Source organism: Streptomyces smyrnaeus (genome assembly GCF_017676345.1).
GTDB lineage: Bacteria > Actinomycetota > Actinomycetes > Streptomycetales > Streptomycetaceae > Streptomyces > Streptomyces smyrnaeus.
In genome coordinates this window covers 42,435-65,521 of record NZ_JAFFZM010000032.1, presented here as the reverse complement: position 1 = coordinate 65,521, position 23,087 = coordinate 42,435, and the positions used below count along the sequence as shown (strand labels likewise).

Annotated in this window: 19 protein-coding genes and 1 pseudogene; 7 read left to right on the top strand and 13 right to left on the bottom strand. The window is 68.1% G+C overall.

Features of this window, described 5'->3' with window-relative positions:
* On the bottom strand, positions 1 to 1,528 hold a 1,528-nt coding region (locus tag JW613_RS32910), incomplete at its 3' end, for an alanine/glycine:cation symporter family protein (RefSeq protein ID WP_209214523.1).
* Between the two features lie 463 nt (positions 1,529 to 1,991).
* Here JW613_RS32910 and JW613_RS32905 point away from each other — a divergent pair.
* Positions 1,992 to 2,225, top strand: a pseudogene (locus tag JW613_RS32905) (low temperature requirement protein A); the annotation flags it as partial.
* 492 nt (positions 2,226 to 2,717) lie between these two features.
* On the opposite strand, the gene JW613_RS36190 reads toward JW613_RS32905, so the two are convergent.
* Complete coding sequence (locus JW613_RS36190) at positions 2,718 to 2,915, bottom strand: hypothetical protein (protein WP_245226691.1); 198 nt, start codon at positions 2,913 to 2,915, stop codon at positions 2,718 to 2,720.
* 75 nt (positions 2,916 to 2,990) lie between these two features.
* Here JW613_RS36190 and JW613_RS32900 point away from each other — a divergent pair, with 75 nt between their 5' ends.
* Positions 2,991 to 4,202: a helix-turn-helix transcriptional regulator gene (locus JW613_RS32900; RefSeq protein WP_209214522.1), complete on the top strand. Its 1,212-nt coding sequence runs from the start codon at positions 2,991 to 2,993 to the stop codon at positions 4,200 to 4,202.
* A gap of 786 nt (positions 4,203 to 4,988) precedes the next feature.
* Here JW613_RS32900 and JW613_RS32895 read toward each other — a convergent pair.
* The 8 genes from JW613_RS32895 to JW613_RS32860 all read right to left on the bottom strand — a co-directional run bounded on the left by JW613_RS32895 (position 4,989) and on the right by JW613_RS32860 (position 12,518).
* Positions 4,989 to 5,660: a transfer protein spdA gene (locus JW613_RS32895; protein WP_245226690.1), complete on the bottom strand. Its 672-nt coding sequence runs from the start codon at positions 5,658 to 5,660 to the stop codon at positions 4,989 to 4,991.
* Positions 5,661 to 6,011: 351 nt separating this feature from the next.
* A complete protein-coding gene (locus tag JW613_RS32890; protein ID WP_209214520.1) occupies positions 6,012 to 6,332 on the bottom strand; it encodes an HNH endonuclease in 321 nt (106 codons plus the stop codon).
* 65 nt (positions 6,333 to 6,397) lie between these two features.
* The gene (locus JW613_RS32885) at positions 6,398 to 7,264 is read right to left on the bottom strand and encodes a hypothetical protein (RefSeq protein WP_209214519.1); all 867 of its coding nucleotides are present in this window, start codon (positions 7,262 to 7,264) and stop codon (positions 6,398 to 6,400) included.
* Between the two features lie 24 nt (positions 7,265 to 7,288).
* Positions 7,289 to 7,693, bottom strand: a complete 405-nt coding sequence (locus tag JW613_RS32880; RefSeq protein ID WP_209214518.1) for a hypothetical protein — start codon at positions 7,691 to 7,693, stop codon at positions 7,289 to 7,291.
* A 532-nt stretch (positions 7,694 to 8,225) separates the two neighbouring features.
* Positions 8,226 to 9,683 carry a DNA primase family protein gene (locus tag JW613_RS32875; RefSeq protein WP_209214517.1) on the bottom strand — a complete coding sequence of 486 codons (1,458 nt, stop codon included), beginning with the start codon at positions 9,681 to 9,683 and terminating at the stop codon, positions 8,226 to 8,228.
* Positions 9,680 to 9,904 carry a hypothetical protein gene (locus tag JW613_RS32870; protein WP_209214516.1) on the bottom strand — a complete coding sequence of 75 codons (225 nt, stop codon included), beginning with the start codon at positions 9,902 to 9,904 and terminating at the stop codon, positions 9,680 to 9,682. The genes JW613_RS32875 and JW613_RS32870 overlap by 4 nt, the downstream gene beginning before the upstream one ends.
* A gap of 632 nt (positions 9,905 to 10,536) precedes the next feature.
* On the bottom strand, positions 10,537 to 10,815 hold the full coding sequence (locus tag JW613_RS32865) for a hypothetical protein (RefSeq protein ID WP_209214515.1): 279 nt from the start codon (positions 10,813 to 10,815) through the stop codon (positions 10,537 to 10,539).
* The gene (locus JW613_RS32860) at positions 10,812 to 12,518 is read right to left on the bottom strand and encodes a recombinase family protein (RefSeq protein ID WP_209214514.1); all 1,707 of its coding nucleotides are present in this window, start codon (positions 12,516 to 12,518) and stop codon (positions 10,812 to 10,814) included. The genes JW613_RS32865 and JW613_RS32860 overlap by 4 nt, the downstream gene beginning before the upstream one ends.
* Before the next feature lie 127 nt (positions 12,519 to 12,645).
* Between JW613_RS32860 and JW613_RS32855 the strand changes: the two genes are divergently transcribed.
* On the top strand, positions 12,646 to 13,635 hold the full coding sequence (locus JW613_RS32855; RefSeq protein WP_209214513.1) for a low temperature requirement protein A: 990 nt from the start codon (positions 12,646 to 12,648) through the stop codon (positions 13,633 to 13,635).
* A gap of 27 nt (positions 13,636 to 13,662) precedes the next feature.
* Here JW613_RS32855 and JW613_RS32850 read toward each other — a convergent pair whose 3' ends face one another.
* From JW613_RS32850 to JW613_RS32840, 3 genes are all read right to left on the bottom strand, one after another.
* Entirely contained in the window at positions 13,663 to 14,307 is a 645-nt protein-coding gene (locus JW613_RS32850) for a hypothetical protein (RefSeq protein WP_209214512.1), read from the bottom strand.
* A gap of 127 nt (positions 14,308 to 14,434) precedes the next feature.
* Complete coding sequence (locus JW613_RS32845; RefSeq protein WP_209214511.1) at positions 14,435 to 15,961, bottom strand: MFS transporter; 1,527 nt, start codon at positions 15,959 to 15,961, stop codon at positions 14,435 to 14,437.
* 152 nt (positions 15,962 to 16,113) lie between these two features.
* A complete protein-coding gene (locus tag JW613_RS32840) occupies positions 16,114 to 17,514 on the bottom strand; it encodes a tetratricopeptide repeat protein (RefSeq protein WP_209214510.1) in 1,401 nt (466 codons plus the stop codon).
* A gap of 605 nt (positions 17,515 to 18,119) precedes the next feature.
* Between JW613_RS32840 and JW613_RS32835 the strand changes: the two genes are divergently transcribed.
* The 4 genes from JW613_RS32835 to JW613_RS32820 are packed head-to-tail and all read left to right on the top strand — an operon-like array spanning position 18,120 to position 23,084.
* Complete coding sequence (locus JW613_RS32835; RefSeq protein WP_209214509.1) at positions 18,120 to 19,208, top strand: acyltransferase domain-containing protein; 1,089 nt, start codon at positions 18,120 to 18,122, stop codon at positions 19,206 to 19,208.
* The gene (locus tag JW613_RS32830; RefSeq protein WP_307866133.1) at positions 19,205 to 21,121 is read left to right on the top strand and encodes an acyl-CoA dehydrogenase family protein; all 1,917 of its coding nucleotides are present in this window, start codon (positions 19,205 to 19,207) and stop codon (positions 21,119 to 21,121) included. Before JW613_RS32835 ends, JW613_RS32830 begins: the two co-directional genes overlap by 4 nt.
* A complete protein-coding gene (locus JW613_RS32825) occupies positions 21,118 to 22,230 on the top strand; it encodes a 3-oxoacyl-ACP synthase III family protein (RefSeq protein WP_209214508.1) in 1,113 nt (370 codons plus the stop codon). Before JW613_RS32830 ends, JW613_RS32825 begins: the two co-directional genes overlap by 4 nt.
* Positions 22,227 to 23,084, top strand: coding sequence for an SDR family NAD(P)-dependent oxidoreductase (locus tag JW613_RS32820; RefSeq protein WP_209214507.1), 858 nt, complete (start codon positions 22,227 to 22,229; stop codon positions 23,082 to 23,084). The genes JW613_RS32825 and JW613_RS32820 overlap by 4 nt, the downstream gene beginning before the upstream one ends.
* Positions 23,085 to 23,087: the final 3 nt, after the last annotated feature.

The window sequence follows — 23,087 nt, the reverse complement described above, 5'->3', positions numbered from 1 at the left end:
TGGTCTCCACCGACTTCGCGTCCTTGTCGGAACCGTCCGGCTCACCAGCCTTGCGGGCGCGGACGAACTCCAGGAAGGAGTTCAGCTCCCGCTTGACCACCGGGGCGAGCAGGTAGAGGCCGATGATGTTGATGACGGCCAGTGAGAAGAGCACCGCGTCGGCCAGGTCGATCAGTGTCTGCAGGGTCAGCAGGGCACCCGCGACGGCGAACAGCGTGTAGACGGCCTTGAAGGTGAGGTCACTGACCTTGCTGCGGCCGAGGAGGTAGTGCCACGCCTTCTGCGAGTAGTAGCCCCACGTCAGCACGGTCGAGACGGCGAACAGCATCACCGCGACGGTGAGGACGTACGGGAACCAGGGCAGTACGGTCTCGAACGCGTCGGAGGTGATGGTGACACCGCCGATGGACTCGTCCGTGCGTGCCTTGGTCCAGCTCTCGGGGCTGGCGATCACGATGGTGAGAGCCGTCATGGTGCAGACGACCACGGTGTCGATGAACGGCTCCAGCAGGGCGACCAGGCCCTCGCTGGCGGGGTGCTTCGTCTTGACCGCGGAGTGGGCGATCGGGGCCGAGCCCAGTCCGGCCTCGTTGGAGAAGGCAGCCCGCTTGAAGCCGATGATCAGCGCGCCGAGGATACCGCCGGCCACGCCCTGCGGGTTGAAGGCGCCCTCGAAGATCTCGACGATCGCGTCCGGGACCGCCCCGATGTTCGCCACGATGACGACGAGACAGGCGGCGATGTAGATGGCGGCCATCGCGGGGACCAGCCGGCTGGTGACGGTGGCGATGGAGCGGATGCCGCCGAGCAGCACGATGCCCACGACAGCGGCGATCAGGATGCCGAAGAACAGGGCGCCCGCCGAGGAGCCCAGGGCGCCGTCCTCGCCGCCCGCGACGGAGACCAGCTGCGCGTAGCTCTGGTTGACCTGGAACAGGTTGCCGCCGAAGAGGCCGAAGAAGAGCACCATGGCCGAGGCGAGGATCGCGAGAACCCGGCCGAGGATCTTGCCGTTCCGCCCGAATCGCTCGGTGAGCCCCTTGGGGAGATAGTGCATCGGGCCGCCGGAGACGGTGCCGTCCGGGTGCACCTCGCGATACTTCACGCCGAGGGTGACCTCGACGAACTTGGTGGCCATGCCCAGCAAGCCGCAGAGGACCATCCAGAAGGTCGCACCCGCGCCACCGATGGAGACGGCGACGGCGACGCCCGCGATGTTGCCCAGACCGACGGTGCCGGAGACCGCGGCGGTCAGGGCCTGGAAGTGGTTGACCTCACCGGTGGACCCCTTCTCGTCGTATTTGCCCCTTACGACATCCACCGCCAGGCGGAATTTGCGTATCTGTATCAGCCCGAACCAGGCGGAGAACACGAGGCCGGCCACGACGAGCCAGGTGACGATGAGGGGCATTTCCGTCCCGCCGATCGGAACGGCGTAGAAGACGACTTCTCCCATCTTGGTGGCGATGGGTTCGACGAAGTCGCTGACGGCCTTGTCGACGGAGTTCGTTATGGAGTCGAGTGACAATGTGGTTACCACCTGTGGGGCGGGCCGGCGCATGGGAGACTGCGCCGCGGTGAGCGGACATGGAGCAGAACGCCGTCGTCCGATCGGCGAGGTGAGGGAATCGGTCCGCGGACTCGAACCACGATCGCCCTGGTAGTGATGTCGGTACCGGTCCTCCGCAGGGCCGGCGAGGGGTGGTGCCGGTTGCGGAGTTGCGTTGTTTTAGCATGTCATTGCGATTTCATGGGTGATGTAAATCACATAACGACGAGTAGCTGATGAAACTGCCAGCGAGCGTGACGTGACCGTTATGCGGACAGCCTCATCCCGTTATCGGGGCGAGGCGGCTGTGCGGCCGCACACCCGTGGTCTGTGCTGCCGTTCTGGTTGCTTCCTGTGGTGTCGTTCGGCAGGCCTGCTGCTGTGAGGGGCTATCCAGGGTGGTGACAACACGGCAGGGAGCACACACGGTGGGAGACGCGGGATGAGCGCAGCCGACAACCTCACAGAGCGGACCGGGCCCCTGCGCCGGGCCATGCGCGGCCGGGACCCTGGGGAGGAGCACCGGGCGGCCACGCCCCTGGAGCTGCTGTTCGACCTGACGTTCGTGGTGGCGGTCTCGCAGGCTGCCGCCCAGCTCCACCACGCGCTGGCCGAAGGACACGTCGGGGACGGGCTCGTCGGCTATGTCGCCGTCTTCTTCGCGATCTGGTGGGCGTGAACCAACAGAACAACACCTTATCTCGGCTGCCTGACCAGCGGAAACGAACACGAGAAAGCCCCGCCCATGCGCCACGGGGGAAGCGCACAGACGGGGCCGACGAACCCGCCCCTACCGCTCAGCGCCGCCGCTGTCACGGGAGGGACGGGAGATCAGCGGACGGCTGCCAGGAAGTACCCGAGGAACGCGGACAGCGTGAACGCAGCGAGCCGCCAGCGGGTCACCATCGGATCGGCTCGGCATCCCCGCCGACACAGACGGGGCATGGTCGCTTAAAGGTGAAGTTGCATAACTCGCATCCGGCGAATCCGCAGCACCCGTCACACCAAATGGCGCGGTGCCCGGCACAGAGGCCGCATAGGTCCCCGTACGTCCACAGGTTGAACGGGCGTTCCCCGCCAGTCCGGCCGCCATTCTGGCGCTGTGGTCTGCGGGTAACGACGTAGGGCTTACGCGACTGTCTGGCCGGTCGCTCCGGGGCGGTCGTCATCAATGACCCTCGGGGTGCTTCCGCATAAGGACATTCGCGTCTGACACGGTCGTCCAGTCGCCACCCGCTCGGGCACGGTCCCGGACATTCGCCAGTTCCCGGCAACCGGCGCAGCCGTCCACGGGTGTTGGTTCCAGCAGCGGTTCCCGCAACGGAAGTTCAACCGGCGCGCTGGCGTATCTCCTCGGCTCCGTCATGCGCTCCACATTCCGGCCGAAGTCGATCTAGGACTAGCGGCCACGTGTAGGCCAACTGTCGGCCAGACTGGACGCATGAGCAGCGGAATCGGGGCCAACATCCGGCGAGAGCGCGACCGGCTTGGATGGAGTCAGGCACGGCTAGGGCGGGAGGTATGCCGGGCCGCTGGCATTGCCGGTGAGCCGGTCGGCCGTCAGGAAGTCAGCCGGTGGGAGACCGGGAAGCGAAAGCCGCGCGAATGGCTGCCGTTCCTCGCTGCTGCGCTGGCCGTCCCCGTGGAAGTCCTCACAACGCCACAGACGGCCGCTGAACCGCCTTTGCCGACGCTGGCCGACTTCCTGCCCGCCGAGGACCCGCTAGCGCCCCTCAGCGCCCGTACAGGGGGCCGTCTCGGGATGGGCCAGGTGGACGACATGCAACAGCGAGTGCACGGCCTACGGCTTGCCGACGACTATCTAGCCGGTGGGGATCTCATGCGGCCCGCACTGCGGGAATTGCGGCGGGCCGTCCGGCTGTACCGGGAACACTCATACACCGATCTGACGGGGCGTCAGCTACTTGTGCAAATCGGGGAGTTGGCACAGATCGCCGGGTGGATTGCCAGCGACGCCGGACAGCACGAGGAAGCGGAGCGCATTTACCGGCTCGGTCTCAGTGCAGCGACGCAAGCCGAGGACCGGACGCTAGCCGGGAATCTCGCCGGGTCGCTGGCCTATCAACTGACCAACACGGGAAGGGAAGTTGAAGGGCTCACGCTTGCCCGCGCAGCTCTCGACGGGGCCGGGCCGGACGCTCCCCCAAAGGCCCGTGCGCTGTACCTAGATCGGGTGGCATGGGCGCACACGAAAGCGGGCGGAACCGAGAATGCACAGCAAGCAATGCGCGCACTCGGGGAAGCGAGCGAAGCACTAAGCGCAGACAGCGAGGAAACCGAGGAACCGGCCTACCTGTATTGGGTGGATGCCGGGGAATTGCAAGTCATGGAATCCCGCGTCTACACCGAATTGCGGCGGCCTCTCCGCGCTGTCCCGTTGCTGCGTGATGTGCTCGGCCGGTATGACGCAACGCACACGCGAGAGCTAGCCCTTTACCTGTCATGGCTTGCCGTTGCTTACGCCGACGCGAACGAACCCGAGGAAGCGGCGGCCACGGCGGAACGGGTTATCTCGCTGTCGGCGGACGTGGCCAGCGAGCGAACAGCGGAACGGGTGCGGGTGGTGCTGGCCCGGCTTGCGGAGTACGCCGAAGTACCTGAGGTTCGGGCTGTTCTCGACGCTGCGGCCTGAGAATCCAAGGTGTCCGGAAACGCAAAAAACCCCCGACGACCAAACCCGCAGCGGGGCCGGTCATCGGGGGTCACCCCTTGACGTTCAGGGGTGGTCATTGTGTGCCACGGTCACGGACGCCCGTAAGCGTTGAATAGCTCTCGTAGCACCACAACATTGCGCGATTCCCGCACGCCGTCAGCGAGGATCGCGGCGAACCGTTCGCCGTCCTTCTGTGCGTCACGCCCGAGCGATGCACCACCCTCGCTGAAAGCTACGAACGCTCGGTGCCATTGGCGGCACCGTGAACCGCAATAGGGGCGGTTGTTCCGCCCGTCAGGTCGGGGTCGGCGGGGCATTTCGCAGCCGGGCCGCTGGCACATACCTGGATTGCTCATCGGGCCCGCCCGTAAGCGTCGAATAGCTCACGCACGACCGGGGCCGTTCCTTCATTCAGGCCGAGTGAAAGCAGGCCAGCGAACAGGACAGCATCCGTTGCGCTGTCCCGTCCGGGTGCCGCCCCGTTCTCGTTGTACGCCAAAAACGACCGATGCCAGCAGCGACACAAAGCGTTGCAGTAAGGGCTAGCTCCTCGGTTCTTTTGCGGGGGGCATTCGCTCGCACAGCTGGGGCGGCGACAGACGCGGTAACTAGGCATTCTCGTACTCCTCGCAATCATCACATCGGGGGTTGCGGTGATCCGGCCAATTCAAGTCAATGGCGAACACGCGCACGCTGCGGAGTCGGCCGCATTCCCGGCATCGCTTCCGCGCGCTGTGGTCTAGGTCGATCTGTACGAACAGCGAGTCACCGGGCATTCGCGGGCTCCTCGGCGGCCATAGCGAGATAGCGGCGGCCGGTGCGATCGGACACGCCGAAATGGTCGGCCAGCATGGGGCCGGTCACCTTGCGGTCATGGCGGGATTCAAGAACCTTGATGGCCGCTCGAATGTCCGCAGCACTCGGCGGGGTGGCCGGTGTTTCGTCCTCGGCGGCCGGTGCACTGTCCTCGAAATCGGACCACAGATCAGCGGGCGGCCAACTGTCCGGCATAGCGGAAAGGCTCTGTCCGGCCATCTGCGGGACGCCCGGACGCTCGCCGGTCTCCTCGGTCGGCTGGTTGTCCGCGACGCTCTCAGACGGCCCCGTAGCGCTGTCCGCCCGGTGCATCCGCCAAACGGTCAGCGGGAATACCGCGTGCAGACCAGCGGCCACCCAAGTCCCCACAGCGGACAGAGATTCAGCCGTGAGGACACCGGCCACATTCGCGGCCACAGCAACGGCCACAGACAGCGCGATATCCCGCCGTGACCGGACGGCCCACACCATGAATAGATCAATGGCCAGCGGGACGGCCGGGGCAACGGCAACGGGCACGCCGTGCGAAATGGCTAGCTCTCGCTGGGTGCTGAAACTGATAAGCATGGCAGCGAGCAAGGCCACATAGCGGGCGGCGTCGGCAACTGTGATTCTCTTCAAGTCCAATTCCTTTCAAAAGTGGGGGTGCCGCTACAACCGAGGGAAAGGACTAAACCTCGGGAGCGGCCACCCCCTAACCGGCGGGAGCTAATCGCCGGTCGTCTATGAGCACCCCTTAACGTCAAGGGATGGTGCCCACGCTGCGTAATCGCCCAATGGGCGTCGACCTTGCATTCGCAGGTTCGGCGACTTGGTAACCCGTACAGACAGTGGCCTGCTATACGCTTGCGGTCCGGAAGGCGGCCGATTCCGGGTCACCCCCCACCCGTTCGCCTTGGAATGCAAGGATTCCCACACGGCCGGAACTACGCAGAGTGAATGCGAGTCGTCGCATTCGCAGCGCGCCGATTGTCACCAAGGATCAGGCATTGGCTCATTGCGGCCCGATGGGTGCGGCCTTTTGATTGCCGCCCTCTTGGTTGCTTTCGCTGCTGCCGACTCGGCCTGTGTCTTGCGCGTGTGGTGCCACCGGCACAGCAATTGCAGATTGTCTAGGTCGTGGTTATCGCCAGGGGTGATGTGGTCAACGTCCGTGCCGGTTGCCTCGCACCGCTGGCCGGAATCCTCTAGGGCCCCCTGACACACACCCCCTGCCCGTCGAATGACGCGCTGTCGCAGCTTGGCCCAATTGGCGGGTAGCCGTTCGCGCCGGTTGCTTGTCTCCCATGCCATACGGCTACGCCCTTTCTCGACAACAGCGGGGCCGGTGGCGAATGCCGGGCCGACCCCGCAAATCGTCAGATCATCCGGGTGCTAAGAATCCCGTCCTTGGAGTAATGATTCTGCCGGTGCTGGTCAATCTCGGCCTTTACCCGCTCGGCCGTCTCAATCGCCGTGGCGTTAACGTCCTCCATAGGCGCTGTCAGGAACTCCCCAGAGAGGAACGGGTCCGTCTCGCCAACCTGCCGAGAAATGAGGGAGATAGCAGAGGAAAGGTCTGCCTGTAGCCAACCCTTTCCACTGAACCCTAGATAGCCCTGCGCGTCCTCGGGGATATCAAGTAGGCCACCCATGGTCAGCGAGTGGAGAACGCCAAATCGACGGCGAGTCTCGTTGATTGCACCGGCCGCAGCGTTGAATGCCTCGGCTGCCCGCTTCCGCTGTGCGTTGAACTCAGCGATTACGGCCTTACGGTACTTACCGAGGAACGCACGATCCTTTAGCAGCGACTCATAGGAGGCACGCGCCCGGTACAGGTCCGCCACGGTCTCTCGCAGCGCCAGCGAGCAACCCTCTAGCTGTGCGTCAGCCTCCATTACCTGGGCGGCCGTAGACGGAGCCTTGACACCCTTTCGTAGCGCGTCAGCGTGAGCCTTTGCGGCATTCCGTCGAATGTCCTCGGCCTCTAGCTCTAGGTCATTCCAGCGAGCCTCTAGGTTGTCGCAAGCGTCGCTTAGTTCCTGCACCTTTGCCCACCGCTCGGCGGCCACATTCGGGGCTAGGTCGCAGTGCCACGAGTCGGCCGCCTGTAGCTGCGCCTCGGCGGTCCAAATGTCCTCGGGACGCTTTGCACGCTGAACAACGCGCTCTAGCTCGGTGATTCGCTTCTTGGCGGCGTCCTGATAGGACAGCGCAATGCGTAGGTCCTGATTTGCAAGTTCCATTTCGGGGTTCCTCTCGGGGGGTGTTCAGTAACGGCGGGAAACGAGGGCGGCGATCTCTTCGCCATCCAGTTTGTCTAGGTACTTCTGCCGCCTCTCCCACCAGGCTTCGAACTCCTGCGACGCCTGAAACCATTCGCTTGGCTCATCACCAGGCAGGTCACCAGGGTCATGGGGCTGCGGGTCATCAGCGAGGAACGGGCGAAGCTTTTCCTCGATATCGCGCTTTCTCTCGTCCCACTGCTCGCTGTATTCCTGTTGATTGGCGTCGCGTAGCTCAGCCTCACGCGCTGCCGCCTTTTCCGCGTAGTGGTCGTGATGGCCGTTTACATTCGACCGAGGGGCCAGCGCACGGGATCGACGGTCGGCCTTTTCTCGGTCGTAGTTCGTAGAACTTCCGCCCTGAATCTCGGCCCAACTCCAGCCGGTCATGGGGTTCCTTTCGGGTACGAAAAAGGCCCCCTCACTCGCCGGGTCTATGCAGAGACCACAGCGGGCAAGGGGGCCCACCGATGAGGAGTACGCCGACTATGCGCGCGTAACTTCAACTCACCGAAGAATTAGGGGGATTGCGGCTGCATCCGCAAGAGGGAACGGGGACCACCACCCCTAAACGTCAAGGGGTGCCAGCGGGTGGACCGGCCGAAGGAGAGGACGACCGGCCGCACGCCGACTGAGAGGAGAACCCGATTCCCGAAGCAACGATGCAGAGCACCACCGCCACTCCCCAGAGAGTGAGTTTGTAAAGGCCGAATGACAGAAAGGGCGGATATCCAGGCCGGCTGAGGGGTTCTGTTACCGACCCGTTGCAATCCCCTGGCCCGACAGCGGGAATGCCGCGAAAGCGTGAGGGTGGGTAACAGGTTTCTTGTTACCTGTACCTTCTTCCCATACGTATATAGGAGCTAGGTACAGGTAACAACTTTTCTGTTACCCCCTCTCGCTAAAGCGTCCTTATCCGCTGTCAGCCGTGCGTCTGGTCGAGAATCCCCGGTCCAAACGCCTCGGGAGTAGCGATGTGCGCGGGCGGGTCGGACAGCAGGTAGATACCTCGGTACATCCAACCCTTGCCCTTGCGCTGGACCTCGGTAACCCCGTTCGTCTTTAGGTGATTCTTGACGTTGCTCGGGGAGAACTTGGCCGACTTATCGCCGTTGTCGTCTCGCCACTCCTTCAACTCCCGATTGAAGTCGGACCGCTTTACCTCGCTGTCGTCGTCATAGGCGAAAACCTCCTCCACAAGGGGCCGCAGCGGGTCTACCTCCTCCTTGTGGTGATCAGTCGCCGCAATGACGCTTAGCGGGTCGCTTAGCCCCTCGCTGTAGTAGCGCTGCGCGCCGCGTACCACCCATGCGGCCACGCCCTCTCGCTCCGGTCCCTGAATGGTCGGCTCTAGGTCCGGGTCGCGCCGGTCGGCAAACGAGACGCCGAACAGCATTGCCTTAGTACGGGCCCACAGCGCAGCACCGCCGGAACCGAATTCCGGTAGGTAGTTGGTAGCGAGCACGATGGTAAAGGTGGGGTCGAAAGAGAACACCTTTCCGTGAAGGTGACGGGTGCTGATTCGATCTCCGCCGGAAAGGTTCTTGAGTAGCGCCGTATTCATCGGCACACCCTGGTTACCTTCCTGCGCGACAACGAGCCGCTTTCCTCGCAGCGCTGCAATTTGCTCGGTGTGGACAGCCTGCCCGCGCACGTTCTCAAAGATGGTGAATGGGACCTCGTGCACTACGTCATGCCCGAACACCTTTTGCATGGTGCGAATGGTGGTGCCCTTGCCGTTCCGGCCGTGCTCGCCGTACCAAACGCCTAGCGCGTGCTCGCGGACCTCACCGGTAATCGCCATCCCTAGGAAGGTTTGGTAATACCGCTGCATATCCGAGTCGCCGGGGAAGACTTCTTCCACGAATCGCAGCCAGCGCGGGCATTCGGCATCGTGCACGTAATCGACATTGGCGCACTGAGTCAGCATGTCGGCCGGATCGTGTGCGTGGAGTTCCCCGGTGCGGAGATCCACGGTGCCGTTTCGGAACGTCAACAGGTGCCGCTGTGCGTCGAGTTCGTCAACGCTCGCGCGGAACTGTGGGAGGACGGCCATTTCGGAGACCATCGCGCGCCGCTGGTGGTTTACGAGCATCTTGCTAGACGCAGCAGAGCACCAACCCATGTCGCCGGAATTCTCGGCACCGCGCCGCATGAGAACACGGGCGGCGTCGGTGACTGCCTGCATTGCCGCGCCGTCGTCGCCGGTCGCCTCCCAGACGTGGCCATTCCAGCGGTACCAACCAACGTGCTGGACGTGCCGCAATTCGTGTGCGCACTGGTCGGCCACGAATCGAGCAAAGCTCACGTGCCGAACCTCGGGGTCAATGCTGAGTAGTTCGCGCTGGCGGGTCCAGTAGGCGTCATCAAAGGTGGTCACTTGTCGTTCTCCAGGAATGCTAGGGCGGCGGCGCTGTTGCGCTCGGTGCGGCTACGGCGTGCGTTGCTTTCGGGTGCGTCGGCCGTTCGGTGGGGGTCGGGGAAAATGAGTTGATCGAGAGGCACCGAGCCGGGGCCGTAGAAGTTGAGTTCTTCTAGCCGTTCCTCGACCCACACAATGAGTGCGTCTACTCGGGCGCGCTGCTTTTCTGCTTCGGTCATTTCGGGTTCTCCTCGGGGCGGGTACCACCCCTTGACGTTTAGGGGTGGTTAGCGGGTCGTGCCGTATGTCTTGCGCTGGTAGTAGGCGCGGTTCCGGCAACGGCGAGAGCACCACTTAGGGCGTTCGCCAGTTCCGCAGTAGGGCGGGAGCGGGTTTCCGCACGCGCACTTGTCGGTCATGACTGCCTCTCATAAGACGCGTCTTAAATTGGGCCAAATAAAAGGCACCCTCGGCGGGTGCCTTCACTCCTAAGAGAGCGAGCCTGTAAAGAACAGCGAGCTAGCCACGGTCCTAGCTGATTTGGTTCGCGGCCCTGCTCGCTGCCCTCGGGTTACAGAGAGGGAGTTGGTAAACCGCATAGGCGGCGGAACGGTCATTGCCGACAGGGTTGTTATCGCTCCGTTATGGGGTTCCTGAAAACCCGTCATATCCGAGTCAGCCGACCGCTTTAACTACGCAGAGTAATACTTTGATTACAGCTCTCTGTATGGCTCTCTGACGGCCTGCGAGGGTCGGACCGGCATCCGGGGCCAGCGAGGGACTGAAAGGCGCTCAGACGGCCGTCTACGGGCATGAGAAAGCCCCGGCGGGGAAATCCCACACCGGGGCTCTCAAAGGCTCTCAGTGCGCCCTAGGCGGCGTAGCGCACCCGTGCCCACACTTGGAGCGTGGACGTTGGCACCAGGGCCGACACCCGCTCAAACTCCGCTAGCCGGTCCTTGGCCTTTCGCAGCTCCGCAGCAATACGGTTCCGCTCTGCCGACACGTACACATCGGCGGCCCTCTCCGCTGTCGAGAGGTAGAGCCACGACCGGTAAGGCCGGGGCCCGTTCGGCGTCATGCTGGCCAGCTCTGCCGACAACCGGCCAACGTCCGCGCGCAGTTCGGCGTAAAGGGTCTCGGTGTTCATGCCGTCGCCTCCGCAGCCTTACGGCGCTGCCGGGAAATCTCTACGAACTCCACGCCCGCGCCAATCGCGGCAACCGCGCGAGGGTCTTTCTCGTCTCGCCACTCGACCTGTAGCCGCTCCTTGATCGGTGCCCGGTCGCCCTTCCCCTTGGCCGGGGTGATTGTGACTCGCTTCACTGCCGCTTGCATGAGCGCCCGCCGACCCTCGATTCCCTCGCTGTTCCAGATCGCCATAAGCGCTTCGGCGTCCATGAGCGGAGTAAGGTCCGCTTCCTTGCTGAGTTCATCCAACTCCGCTTTGAGTTCCGCAATCTGCGCGGCGATCTGTTCCCGCAGAGTTTCGAAGTTCTCTTCGCTCATCTTCTGGAGAACGAAGAATTCCTTTTGGAGTTTCATCTCCCGGCCAACGGCGCTTTCTAGTGCTGCTGACGCCTTGCGCTTTTTCGCTTCCTTGGTCGGGTCCTTGTACTGGAGCCAGCGCCGGGCGATCTGCTGAATGGTGGAGGACTCAGGCGAAAGGGCCGTGATGTGCTCCGCCCACATTTCCGTCATGGCGTCGTCTGCGCGCTGCCGCATAGTCGCCGCACCCTGGCACACCGACTCCCCCATGTTGGCCCGGTTGCGGCAGTTGTAGTTGCGTCCACCGTTGCCCATCGGGCCTTTGCAGTGGGGGCACTTGAACAGGTCCGTAAGAATCGTGACCGGCTGCCGGATGCCCCGCCGCTTGTTCCCGATTGCCGACCCCGATGCAGCGCGAGAGCGGCCGGAAATCAGCGCGTTGATCTTCAGGAACTCGTCATAGGTGACGACACCCTGCCCGCATTCGATGGGGTTGCCCTTCACATCACACAGCGGTTCGGAGTTCCGGAAATACTTGTCGATTGCGTTGCCGTTCTCATCCGTCGCTCGCTCTCGGTTCGGGATGAGTCCGGCCCAACTCACGGACCGTGCAAGGTGAATGATTGTCTGTGCCCGCCACATGGCACCGTTGCGGGTTCGCTTCCCCTCGCTGTTCAGCTTGTCTGCGATCTTCGCCGGGACAATCCCCTTTAGCAGTTGCTCAGCAATCCGGCGCGCTGTCGGGTACTCGGCGGGCAGGTGGCGAAGCTTGCCGGTTCCCTTGGGGCATTCGAGCCCGTACGGGGTAACACCACCCGGCCAACGTCCCTCGGCCTTGTGGGCGTCAATGCCAAGCTTGGTGAACTCGGCAATGTCCTTTGCTTGGTCTCGCGCTTGCTCCGAGAGGAACGCGAGGATCATTCGGGAGTGACGCGAATCCAAGTGTTCAGCGACCACATAGATTCGTGATTGCCTCTCCTCGAATGTGTCGAGCAATAGGCCGACCTGACCCATGCCACGGCGGGAAAGTCGGCTTGTCTTGAACACGTACAGGGTCTTGGACAGACCGGCCACGATTGCCGCTGTCGAGTTGTCGAATTCCTCGCGCCGGACATACGCCTTGGACGCACTTTTCTGCTCGAACCAAACGTGCCGGATCTTGGTCTCGTCGCGGTCCGCTTGTGCGCACATCTGACGCACCTGCGCCCGCAGTGCCGACAGCGTGTCTTTCTTCTTGGACCGCCGGACGTACATTTCCGCCAGCGTGGCCGGGTCGCCAATCGCCGGTGCCCAGAGTCCAAGTCTCTTGAGTTCATCGTCTTTGAACCCGAGGGCGCGCAGCGCGGGGAGGTCTTGCCGTTCCATCTGTCATCCGTTCGCCGAAGTCGTACCGCCCTCGGCTTGGGGTGCTGCCTCGCTGCCCGCCGGTCGGCCCTACGGGCTACACGGGGGGAGTCTGTAAAGAACCCCAGGTCAGAGCGGTGTTGCTCCGTTGGCTCACGGGTGGGCCTGGATGAATTTCACCTGGTTCGCCTCCGCCTACGACACCGACGACGTGCCCTACCGGCTGCTGACCCTGCTGCAGATGGCCGGGGTGCTGGTGCTGGCCGCGGGGGTGCCGGACGCCTTCCAGGATGGCGACTTCTCGGTGGTCGTGGTCGGTTACGTCCTGATGCGCCTCGCGATGATCGCCCAGTGGCTGCGGGCGGCGGCCGAGCACCCCGGGGGCCGTGCCGCCGCGCTGCGGTACGCCGCGGGGATCGCCGTGGTGCAGGTCGGGTGGATCGCCCGGCTGTGGGCGCCCGGTGTGTGGGCGCCGGTCACCTTCGTGGTGCTGGTGGTGGCGGAGCTGGCCGTACCCGCATGGGCGGAGTCCCTGGGGCGTCGCACCACCTGGCACCCCGGCCATATCGCCGAGCGGTACGGGCTGTTCACCATCATCGTGCTGGGCGAGGTCATCCTCGCCAGCCTCGCGGCCGTCCAGTCCGCACTGACGGACCACGGGCTGTCCGCCACCGTGGTGCTGATCGTCCTCGGCGGGCTGCTGCTCGTCTTCGCCCTGTGGTGGATCTACTTCGCCGGCAACGAGGCCGAGCTGACCTCCTTGCGCACCGCGCTGGTGTGGGGATACAGCCACTACATCGTCTTCGCCGCGCTGGCCGCCCTCGGTGCCGGACTGGAGGTGGCCCTGGACGCCGTCGAGCACCACGCACATCTGACCGAGCAGTCCGCCGGCCTGTCCGTGGCCGTCCCCGTGGTGGTCGTGCTGCTCCTCCTGGGCGCGCTCCACCGGATCACCGGCACCGGAACGGTGGGGCACGGGCTGCTGGTGGTGGCCGGGGCGCTCGTGGTGCTCGGCCTGGGGTTCAGCCCTCCGCTGTTCGGCCTGGGCGGCGCCGTCCTCGGCATGGGGCTGGCCGTTGCCGCGACGCTGGCGGCCACCATCGCTGCCCTCCGGCGCGGCGCCCCCAAGGAGAGCTGAGGCGGGCCTGGAGCCGCCGAGCGGGGTTCACTTCCTCTCCTTCACCCTGCTGACCTTGCCGGTCCTGGTGTCGACCAGAGTGTGGGTCCGGGGCGCCTCGGCGAGGGTGCCGCTGGTGAGGGTCACCTTCCACATGTCCTCGCCCTTCGCGTTCTTGCTGCTCGCGACCGCGTGCAGCTCCTGGTCGGGGTGCCGGTCGGCCGCGCGCTGCACGGCCTTCGCGATCGGTACCCGGAAGGTGTCGAACTTGCCGGCACTGTCGTCCGGTGTCTTGTCCTCGTGCTTGTCCGTGACCTCCGTGCCGTCGTCCGAGACGGTCACCGCCCATTCGGCACCGCTCTCCGCCGCGACCTTGATCTCCCATTCCGGCGTGCCCTCGTCGTCGCGCAGGAGGTGGTAGGCGGTGCCGCGCGACACGGCGCGCTCCGCCGTGCCCAGGGCCGTCAGCCCGTGCCGTACGGACAGCGACACCTTTGCGGGGGAGGCGCTCTCCTCCGCGGAGAAGGTGGGGGAGGCCGTCGACGACGCCTCGCCCGCACCGGCGTACAGGCTGGAGTCGGAGGTGCTGCAGGCGGTCAGGCCGCCGACGCCCAGCAGCACGGCCGCCGCGCCGAGAAGGGCGGGGGCGGCGGCACCTGAACGGGACACGGCTCGGAAGCGGAAGTTCGGCATGCCGCCCTCTGTACCACCGTGCGGCCGCTCCGGAACGTGTCGCAACGCGCGAACCCGCGGCATGTGCCGGCCCTCCGTTCCGCCCCGCCCGCGCTCCCGGCGGATACGCTCCGCCGGGAGCGTCGGCCTAGGCGATGGCATCCTCGGTGCTTCCGGTGGTCTCGGCGGGCCGGGAGGACGACGTGGGCCGCTGCTTCGGCGGATTCTCGGTGCGCGGCAGCAGACCGACGAGCACCACCGAAGCGGCTGTGAGCGCGGCCGCGGCCAGGTAAGCGGCGGCGTAGCCGTCGGCGAGCTGCCCCGGACCGGGCTCGGCGCCGTCCGCGGCGGTCGCTGCGACGGCGACGGCGCCCAGAACGGCGAGGCCGAGCGCGCCGCCGATCTGCCGCGAGGTGTTGACCAGTCCGGCCACCACTCCCGCCTCCCGGGCGGCGGCACCCGTCGTCGCCGCGTCGGTCAGCGGGGTCATCAACAGCCCGATCCCGGTGGCCATCAGGACGCCGGGGCCCAGGATCGTGCCGAGAAAGGTGCCGTCGGCCGCCAGTACGAGCCCCTGCCAGCCGAACCCGGCGGTGGTCACCACACCGCCCGCCGCCACCATCGTGCGGGTGCCGAACCGCCTCATCAGCCGGGGCGCCACCTTGGACCCCACGATGACGCCCGCCGTGTGCGGCAGGAAGGAGAGGCCCGCGCGGACGGCGGAGTAGCCGAGCACGTTCTGCATGTAGAGCGACAGGAAGTACCACATCGCGAAGGCACCGGTCATGGCGACGAACGTCACGACGTTCCCGGCGGCCACAGCACGCAACCTGAACAACCGGAGCGGCACGAGCGGTTCGGCCGTACGCGCCTCCACCGCGACGAAGGCCGCCAGTGCCAGCACCCCGCCCACCAGCGGGACCAGCACCTCGGCAGTGCCCCAGGACTGCGACTCGGTGCGGCCGATGCCGTACGCGAGGGCCGCGACGCCCAGGGTCACCAGCGCCGCTCCCGGCAGATCCAGGCCCCGCCGGGCGGTCCTCTCGTGCCGCTCAGCGAGCCCGAGCACGACCACGGCGACGACGAGCACCCCCACGGGCACATTGATCAGCAGCACCCACCGCCAGGACAGCAGGTCCGTCAGCAGCCCGCCGACCAGTCCGCCGGCCGCACCGCCGGCCGTGCCCACAGCGGCCCAGGTCGCTATCGCCCGGGTCCGGGCGGGCCCCTCGGGGAAGGTGGAGGTCAGCAGCGAGAGGGTGACGGGCGCGAGGACCGCCGCGCCGACCCCCTGGACGGCGCGCGCGACGATGAGCATCTCCGGGTCGCGCGCGAGTCCGCCCGCGAGGCTCGCGGCGGTGAACAGGCCCAGCCCCACCAGGTAGACGGGTTTCCGGCCGAAGAGGTCGGCGGCGCGCCCGCCCAGCAGCAGAAAGCCCGCGAAGGTCAACGCGTAGGCGTTCACCACCCATTGCAGGGTTCCGCTGCTCAGCGACAGCCCGTCGCGGATGCTGGGCAGCGCCACGTTGACGACGGACACGTCCAGGACGACGAGGAACTGGCCGATGCTGGAGGCCAGCACGACAGCCCACGCGCGGGTGGCGTGTCCGGTCGCCGGGGCCTCCTTCGAAGAGGTGCTGGGGGACGGTGACGTTCTGGATGACATGGCCGCCATCCTGCGCGCCCGCACCCCGTACAGGCATCGGGAGAAGGTCCCAGCCGCCTCCACACCTTCGCCCTAGGGCTCGCCGGGTACGGACTCCGCCCACCGGCCACGGAGCCCGTCGACGAGGAGTGCCTGCGGGAGAGTGCGCCCATGTGCTCGGCCTACGCCATACCTCCGGAACCGGGGGCGGCCGACCGCGTCAGCTGGACGATGCGGTCGCGGACCTCCCGTGCCTGCGGATGCCGGCGATAGGGGGCCAGCGAACGGCGAAGGGCGGTCAGCGCGGTGGTCGTACGGCGGGAGGCGGTGTGCGGGTAGTGCAGGCAGCTGTGCCGGCACTGGTCGAGCGCGGCCTCGATGTCGCCCAGCTGCAGCAAGGTCTCGGCCAGCCGCGCATGGGTGAGGACGAGCGGGATGTGGTGGCCCGCCGGGCGCACGGCCAGCGAGTCGTGGAAGGCGGTGACGGCCTGCTTGCGGTCGCCCAGGGCCAGCAGGACCTCGCCGCGCTGGTAGTGGAACGCCGCCGGTGGGTACCGCGTGAAGGGTGCGAGGGGGCCGGTGTCCGCCTCGGCGCCGGGCCGGGCGGCGTGGGAGCGTTCGGCGGCCAGCAGATCCGCCAGCGCCGCTTTTCGCTCCCCGTCGGTGGCCCGCACCAGTGCGCGCCCCGCGTACAGATAGGTCAGCACGTGGGAGGTCGCGGTGGCGGCCGCCACCTCCAGGGCTGTCCGCGACCACTGCCGGGCGCCTGTCGGATCGTCCAGGCGCAGGGCCAGTACGCCCATGGTGCGCAGGGTGATCGCGTAGACGTTCCGGTCGTCGGCCCGGTATGCCAGATCGAGAGCCGACCGGTAGCAGTGGTATCCGAGGTTCGGCAGCCCGGCGTCGGAGGCCATCGTGCCCAGCAGATGCATCAGTCGGGCGCTGCCGGTCAGCACCGTGGGGTCGAGCGTCCCGCCGTCGGGAGACGCCGTCAGCCGGGGGGCGACGTCGTCGGCCACGTAGGCACCGAGCGCGGAACGGGCGTGCGCGCCGCCGTACTTCTCCGCCAGCTCGGCGAAGACGGTGACCATGTCCGCGAGGCGCGCGTCGGTGTGCGCAGCTGTGGTCCACGCCGTACGGTCCGGCCGCTCGGACCGCGGCCCGGTCGGCGGCGGCCAGGCAGGCAGCCTGACGTCGCCGGAGGTGAACATCTCCCGGTTGAGGGCGAGCCTGCGGGCCGGGTCCGCGTCGGCCCTGCACAGCGTCGTCAGACGTGCCACCGGGTCGACGGTTCGCGACACCACGTCGGTCGGGGTCCTGGTGGGTGCCGCGCTGTCCAGCCCGGTCTCGGCGGTGTGTACGGCGCGACCCAGGCGGCGCCCGAACACCTGGGCCACCAGCCCCGGGACGGGTGAGCGCGGCCGGGACCCCTCCAGCCAGTGGGCGACAGCCGTCCGGTCGTAGCGCAGCCGGAGGCCGTACTTGGTCCCCAGGGCGTTGACCGCGCGGGCCAGTTCGCCCGCGCTCCACCCCGACTCCGCGAGCAGTGCGGCGAGTTGCTGATTGGGCCTTCGACGGGCCATGGGAGTCTCCCCACTCACTCCGCCCGGTCTCGTGCCCGGGAGTCCGCCCCGGCCGCCGTGCGGCCCCGGGACTTTCAACGCGTTCACGCCTCGGTGACCGGAATCCTTCATCACCGCGCCCGTGCTTGTGTTTCGGTGGAGACATACCCCGGGCGGAACCTTCCCCACATGGGCCGGGGGCATTTTCGGACCGTACACATGGGGCGCCATGGCCCCGGCGTTGTCGGTGCGCCCGTTGCAGCCGCCGGACCGGCAACAGCCGTGCACGGGCCGGTGTGGCCTGCCGCTGCGTCGCAGGTCACAGGCGGTCGGCGGGGAAAGCCGCCGGTGGCGCGGGCAGTTGTCGGCCCGCGCCGGAAAAAGTCCAAAAACATGACCTGCTCCGTATGGTTCCGGCGCCGCCCCGGCGAGCGCCCCCCGCAGCCGCGACCGGCCGTATCGACCGTCTCCCGGCCGGTATCGGCCGTCCCCCGGCCGTAAGCCCGTGTCGACCGGAGCAGTGCCTCCTCCCGCAACCGGAGCCGCTGGGCCGTCGGGGGAGAGGTCCCTTCCCCCGCCGAGGGGAGGTCCGACAGGCCGCTTCCACGGAAGGAGAGGCAAGGAACATGCCCCCAGCACATGACCGACCAGCGCCGCCGGCGCCATGTCAGCCATCGCCCGACATCGTCCATCTCTTCCCCGGCCAGGGGGATTTCGCCGTCTCACCGCTGGTGACTGCCGCTCGCGCCCATTCCGTGGTGCGTGCCGCCGTGCGGGAGGTGTTCGCGCGGGTCGACGAGGCGAGCGGGGAGTACGGGATCCCCGCTCTCGGCCCCGCCCTGCTGGGTGACACACCGCCGAACGGCAGGAAACTGGCCGCGGGCCCGGTGGGCACCCCGCAAGTGGCGCTGTTCGGTGCCTCCATGGCGATCCACCGGGCACTGTGCGCCGTCGGTGCCGCGCCTCGGCGCATCGTCGCGGTGAGCTTCGGAGAGATCGCCGCCCTCACCGCCGCCGGGGTGTTCGACCTTGCCGACGGTACCCGTATCGCCTGCAGGCTCTCCCGCTGTCTGAGCCGCTGCCCCGGCGGTATGACGCTGCTCGCCGCCGGCGCCGGCGAGGCGGAGAAACTGATCGACGCCTCGGCGAGCCCAAGGGTGGCCGTGGCCTGCGTCAACGACCTGGACGAAACCGTCCTCAGCGGCCCCACCCATGAACTCTCCCAGGTGGAGAGGTGCGCGGAGGAGCACGGGGTGGCCGCTGTCCGGCTCCGGCTGCCCTTCACCTCCCACCACCCGTCACTGACCGCCCGGGCCGAGGAGTTCGAGGCGGCGATCCGCACCCTGCCCGCACGGCCGGGCCACACACCCGTCCACTCCGCCGTCCACGGCGGGCCGTACGGAAGGGACGACGACGTGCACCGTGGGCTGGCCGCCTGTCTGCCCTGCCCCGCACGGCTGCCCGACGTCCTCCGCCAGGCCGCGGCCCCGGGCCCCACGCTGCTGCTGGAGTGCGGCACGGGCCAGGCACTGACCCACAACGCCGAGCGCGTCCTCGCCCACCGGAACGGCGTCACGGCCCGCAGCCCGCTCACCGACCCGGATTTCCCCTGGGAGCGCCCGCACCGCCTCGGCCGGCGGCCCGCACCGGCCGACGCCACAGCGGCCACATCCGGCACCGCATCCCACCGCGAGCCCCAGGGAGAGAGCGCGTGACCCCGACACCCCGCACCCCGGAGCGATCACCCACCCCTACCGCCCCGCCTTCCCTGCCCCAGCGGATGGCCGACCCCTTACGGACGGACCAGGCCCGCACCCTCGCGGAAGCCCTCGGCCCTCTCCGGCCCCCCGAACCGGGGGAGGCGACGAGCCGCAACCACCGGACGCACCACGAACTGGAGCGGCTGGCCAAGGTGGCGCCGCCCCCCGGCGTACTGCTGAAGGACCCCGAGTGGATGGCCGCGCTGAGCGCCTGCACCGCGCTTGCCGATCCCGCGCTCTACATGACGGTCGTCAACCACTACGTCCTGTGCCTCGGCTCCGTCGTCGACTCGGCAAGCGAGCAGCAACTGGCCTCCGCGGACCTCGCTCAGGTGGTGGGCGCCCTGGAGAGCGGCTACCGCAAAGGGGTCTTCCTGGTCACCGAGATCGGCGATGCCAACAGCCACCTGGCGATCCGTACCACCGCCGAATTCGAGCCGGGGCGCGGGCAGTTCGTCCTGCGCACCCCGGACCCGGGCGCGGCCAAGTTCTCCGGTGTCGGCGTGCCCGGCAGGCCGCAGTCAGCCGTGGTGTGCGCCCGGCTGATGGTGGGGGGCAGCTGCCGGGGGGTCCACCCCTTCCTGGTCGACCTGTGCGACGAGCGGCGCACCTCCCCCGGGGTGGAGATCTCCGGCGCCCTGGGCGTGGAGTCCCTGCCGCTGGAGTACGCGCTGGTGAGGTTCGACGGCGCGCGACTGCCCTACGACCGCTGGCTGCGCGGTACGGCACGGATCGACGCCGACGGGGCCTACCACGATCCACTCGGCGACGACCCCGACCGTGCGCTGCGGCGCACGCTGGATGTCGGCCGGCTGCTGTGGGCGACGGTGCCGTCGGCCGCCGCGGCGACCGCCCGCGCGTCCGCCGTCGCGGCGTTGCGCCACTCCCAGCACCGGCGCTCGCACGGTCGGCTCGCTCCGGAAGCGCCTGTACTGGCCTACAGCACACAGCAGCGCGCGCTGTTCGGCGCGGCGGCGGAAGCGTTCGCCCTCAACTGTGCTGCCACCGCCGCGCTGGACATCTGGCAGCGGTCGCAGGACGCCCGCCCGGACGCCACCGCCGAAGCGTCACAAGGCGGCCGGGCGGCGGAAACGGCGTTCTCCCCGTGGGCCTCGGTCGACCGTCGGCTGTCCGCCTTCAAAGCACTTGCGGTGGACGGCGCGGCCCGGATCTCGGCCGAGTGCCGCCGCCGTTGCGGCCTCGCCGGGCATCTCACCGTCAACCGGCTCAGCGGCTACGCGGGCTTCGCGGAGGCCTTCGACGCGGCCGGGGGCGACAACCGGCTCGTCCTGCTGGACCTCGGCCGTGCCCTGGCCGACGAGGCCGCACCCGCCGACGAGGTCCCTGCCGACGGCTCTTCCCGGCCGGCCGACACCGACGACCCCGACTGGTGGCTGTCCGTGGTCGGCACGCTGGAACAGCGGCTGACGGCCGGCCTTCGGACCGCGCTCGACGAAGGCCGTCAGCAGGGGCTGGAGGGCATGGAGCTGTGGAACCCGCTGCTGGAGCGGACCCGTCAGCTGGGGCAGGTCCATACCCTCAGGCTCGCCGCGCAGTCCGTGGTCGACGCCGTGAGCGCGGCGCGCGGCCACGATCCGGCCCAGCGGGCGCTGGTCGCCCTCTACGGCGTCACACAAGCGCTGCGGCTGGCCGGACCGCTGCAATGGACGGGCGTGCTCTCCCGGGAGACCGCGGCCTCGCTGGAGGCGGCAGCCGACCGGCAGTGCACGCGCCTCGCGCCGTACCTGGACGAGGTCGCTGCCCGCCTGGCACCTCCCGAGACGCTCTGTGCCACCCCCTTGGCCGCGCCCGACTACGCGGCCGCGCTCCACTCCACCCTCACCCGGCCCGACGGAGGACGCTCGTGACCGGCACCTTCCCTTCTCCCACTTCGTCTCCTGCTGCCTCTCCCGCTGCCGCGGACGGTGCGGAGCGACCCCGTGTCGGCGTACTCGGTATGGGCACCTATCTGCCCACCCGATGGCGTTCCAACGACGAGGTCGCACGTGCGACCGGAGTCAGTCCCGGCTGGATCGCCGAACGCACAGGCGTGCACAAGCGCCATACGGCCGCCCCGGACGAGGCCGCCTCCGACATGGCGGCGGCGGCCGTACGCTCCGCCGTGGCGGCTGCCGGGCTCGACATGGACCAGCTGGACCTGCTGGTGCTGGCGACCTCGACCCCCGACGAACTGGGCCCGGCCACCGCCTGCCGGGTCCAGGCCCTCACCAAGGCACGCAACGCGGTCGCGCTCGACGTCAGCGCGGCCTGCTCGGGCTGGCTGTTCGCGGCCCGCGTCGCCCGCGACTACCTGGGCGCGCAGGCCGGCCCGCGCCATGCGGTCGTGGTCGGCGTCGAGGCGTACTCGAAGTTCCTCGACCCCGCCGACCGGGCCACCGCCGTACTGTTCGCCGACGGCGCCGCCGCCTCGGTGCTGGGCCCCGTCCCCGCCGAAGAGGGCTTCACCGACTTCCAACTCGGCTCCGACGGAGCCCTGGCCGACCATGTGCTGATCCCCGCCGGGGGCAGCCGGGCACCGGCGAGTGTCGGCACCCTGGCCGAGGGGCGGCACACCATCCGTATGGACGGGCGCGCCGTGCGGGACTTCATCGTCGAGATGTTCCCGGTCGTCGTCTCCGACAGCCTGGTCCGCAACGGGCTGCGCCTGGACGACATCGACTCCTTCGTCACCCATCAGCCCAATCCCAGGATGCTGCGCTCGGTCGGCACGGCGCTGGGCATACCGCCCGGCCGGCTGCCGATCGTCGCGGACGAGGTGGGCAACATCGGCGCCGCCTCGACGCCCTACGCCCTGGCCGCGGCGGCCGTGGACGGGCCGCTGCGGCGCGGGGACCGCATCCTCCTCGCCACCTTCGGAGCCGGCATGACATGGGGCAGCGCGCTGCTCACCTGGAGCGGTGCCCCCGTCATCCGCACCGCCCCCACCGCAGAACCCAAGGAAAGGAGCGCGCGGTGAACACCACACCCCGCACCACGGCCGAGGCCTTCCGACTCGACGGCGCGCGTGCCCTGGTGACCGGCGCGTCACGCGGTATCGGACGCGCCGTCGCCCTCGTGCTCGCCGACGCCGGAGCGGATCTGGCGCTGTCGGCGCGCAGCGAGGAGGCGCTGAAGGACACCGCGTCGAAGGTCGCCGACCGGGGACGGACAGCCGTGCCGGTACCCGGCGACTTCGCACAGGCCGCCGCTGCCGGAGCCGTGGTCGACGAGGCGGCCGACGCGCTGGGCGGGCTCGACGTCGTCGTGCACAACGCCGGCATGCTGCCCAGCGAACCCGACGGCACCCCGCGGCTCGCTCCCCTGCAGCACACCACCCAGGAGGACTGGGACTCCGTGGTGACCGTCAACCTCAACGCCTCGGCCGCGCTGTGCCGGCACGCCCACCCGTACCTGGCCGCGTCCGACCGGGCCGGCGTCGTACTGATGTCCTCGGTCGCCGGCGCGGTGGGCACCCCCATGATGGAGGCGTACGCGGCGACCAAGGCGGCGCAGATCTCCCTCGCCCGCAGTCTGGCCGCGGGGTGGGCGCGTGAGGGCATCCGCGTCAACGCGCTGTGCCCCGGGTGGACCCGCACCGACATGACCTCGTTCGCCTCGCGGACCGCTCCGCTGTCCGACTGGCTGATGGCGCACGTGCCGCTGGGCCGCTGGGCCGAACCGGAGGAAGCAGCCTGGGCGGCGCTGTATCTGGCCTCGCCCGCCGCGGCCTTCCTGACCGGTCAGGCCCTGCTGCTGGACGGCGGACTCTCGGTGCCCGACGGCGGCCTCGCGGGTATCCCCAAGCCTGCCTCACCCTTCGCCGAGGTGTGATCC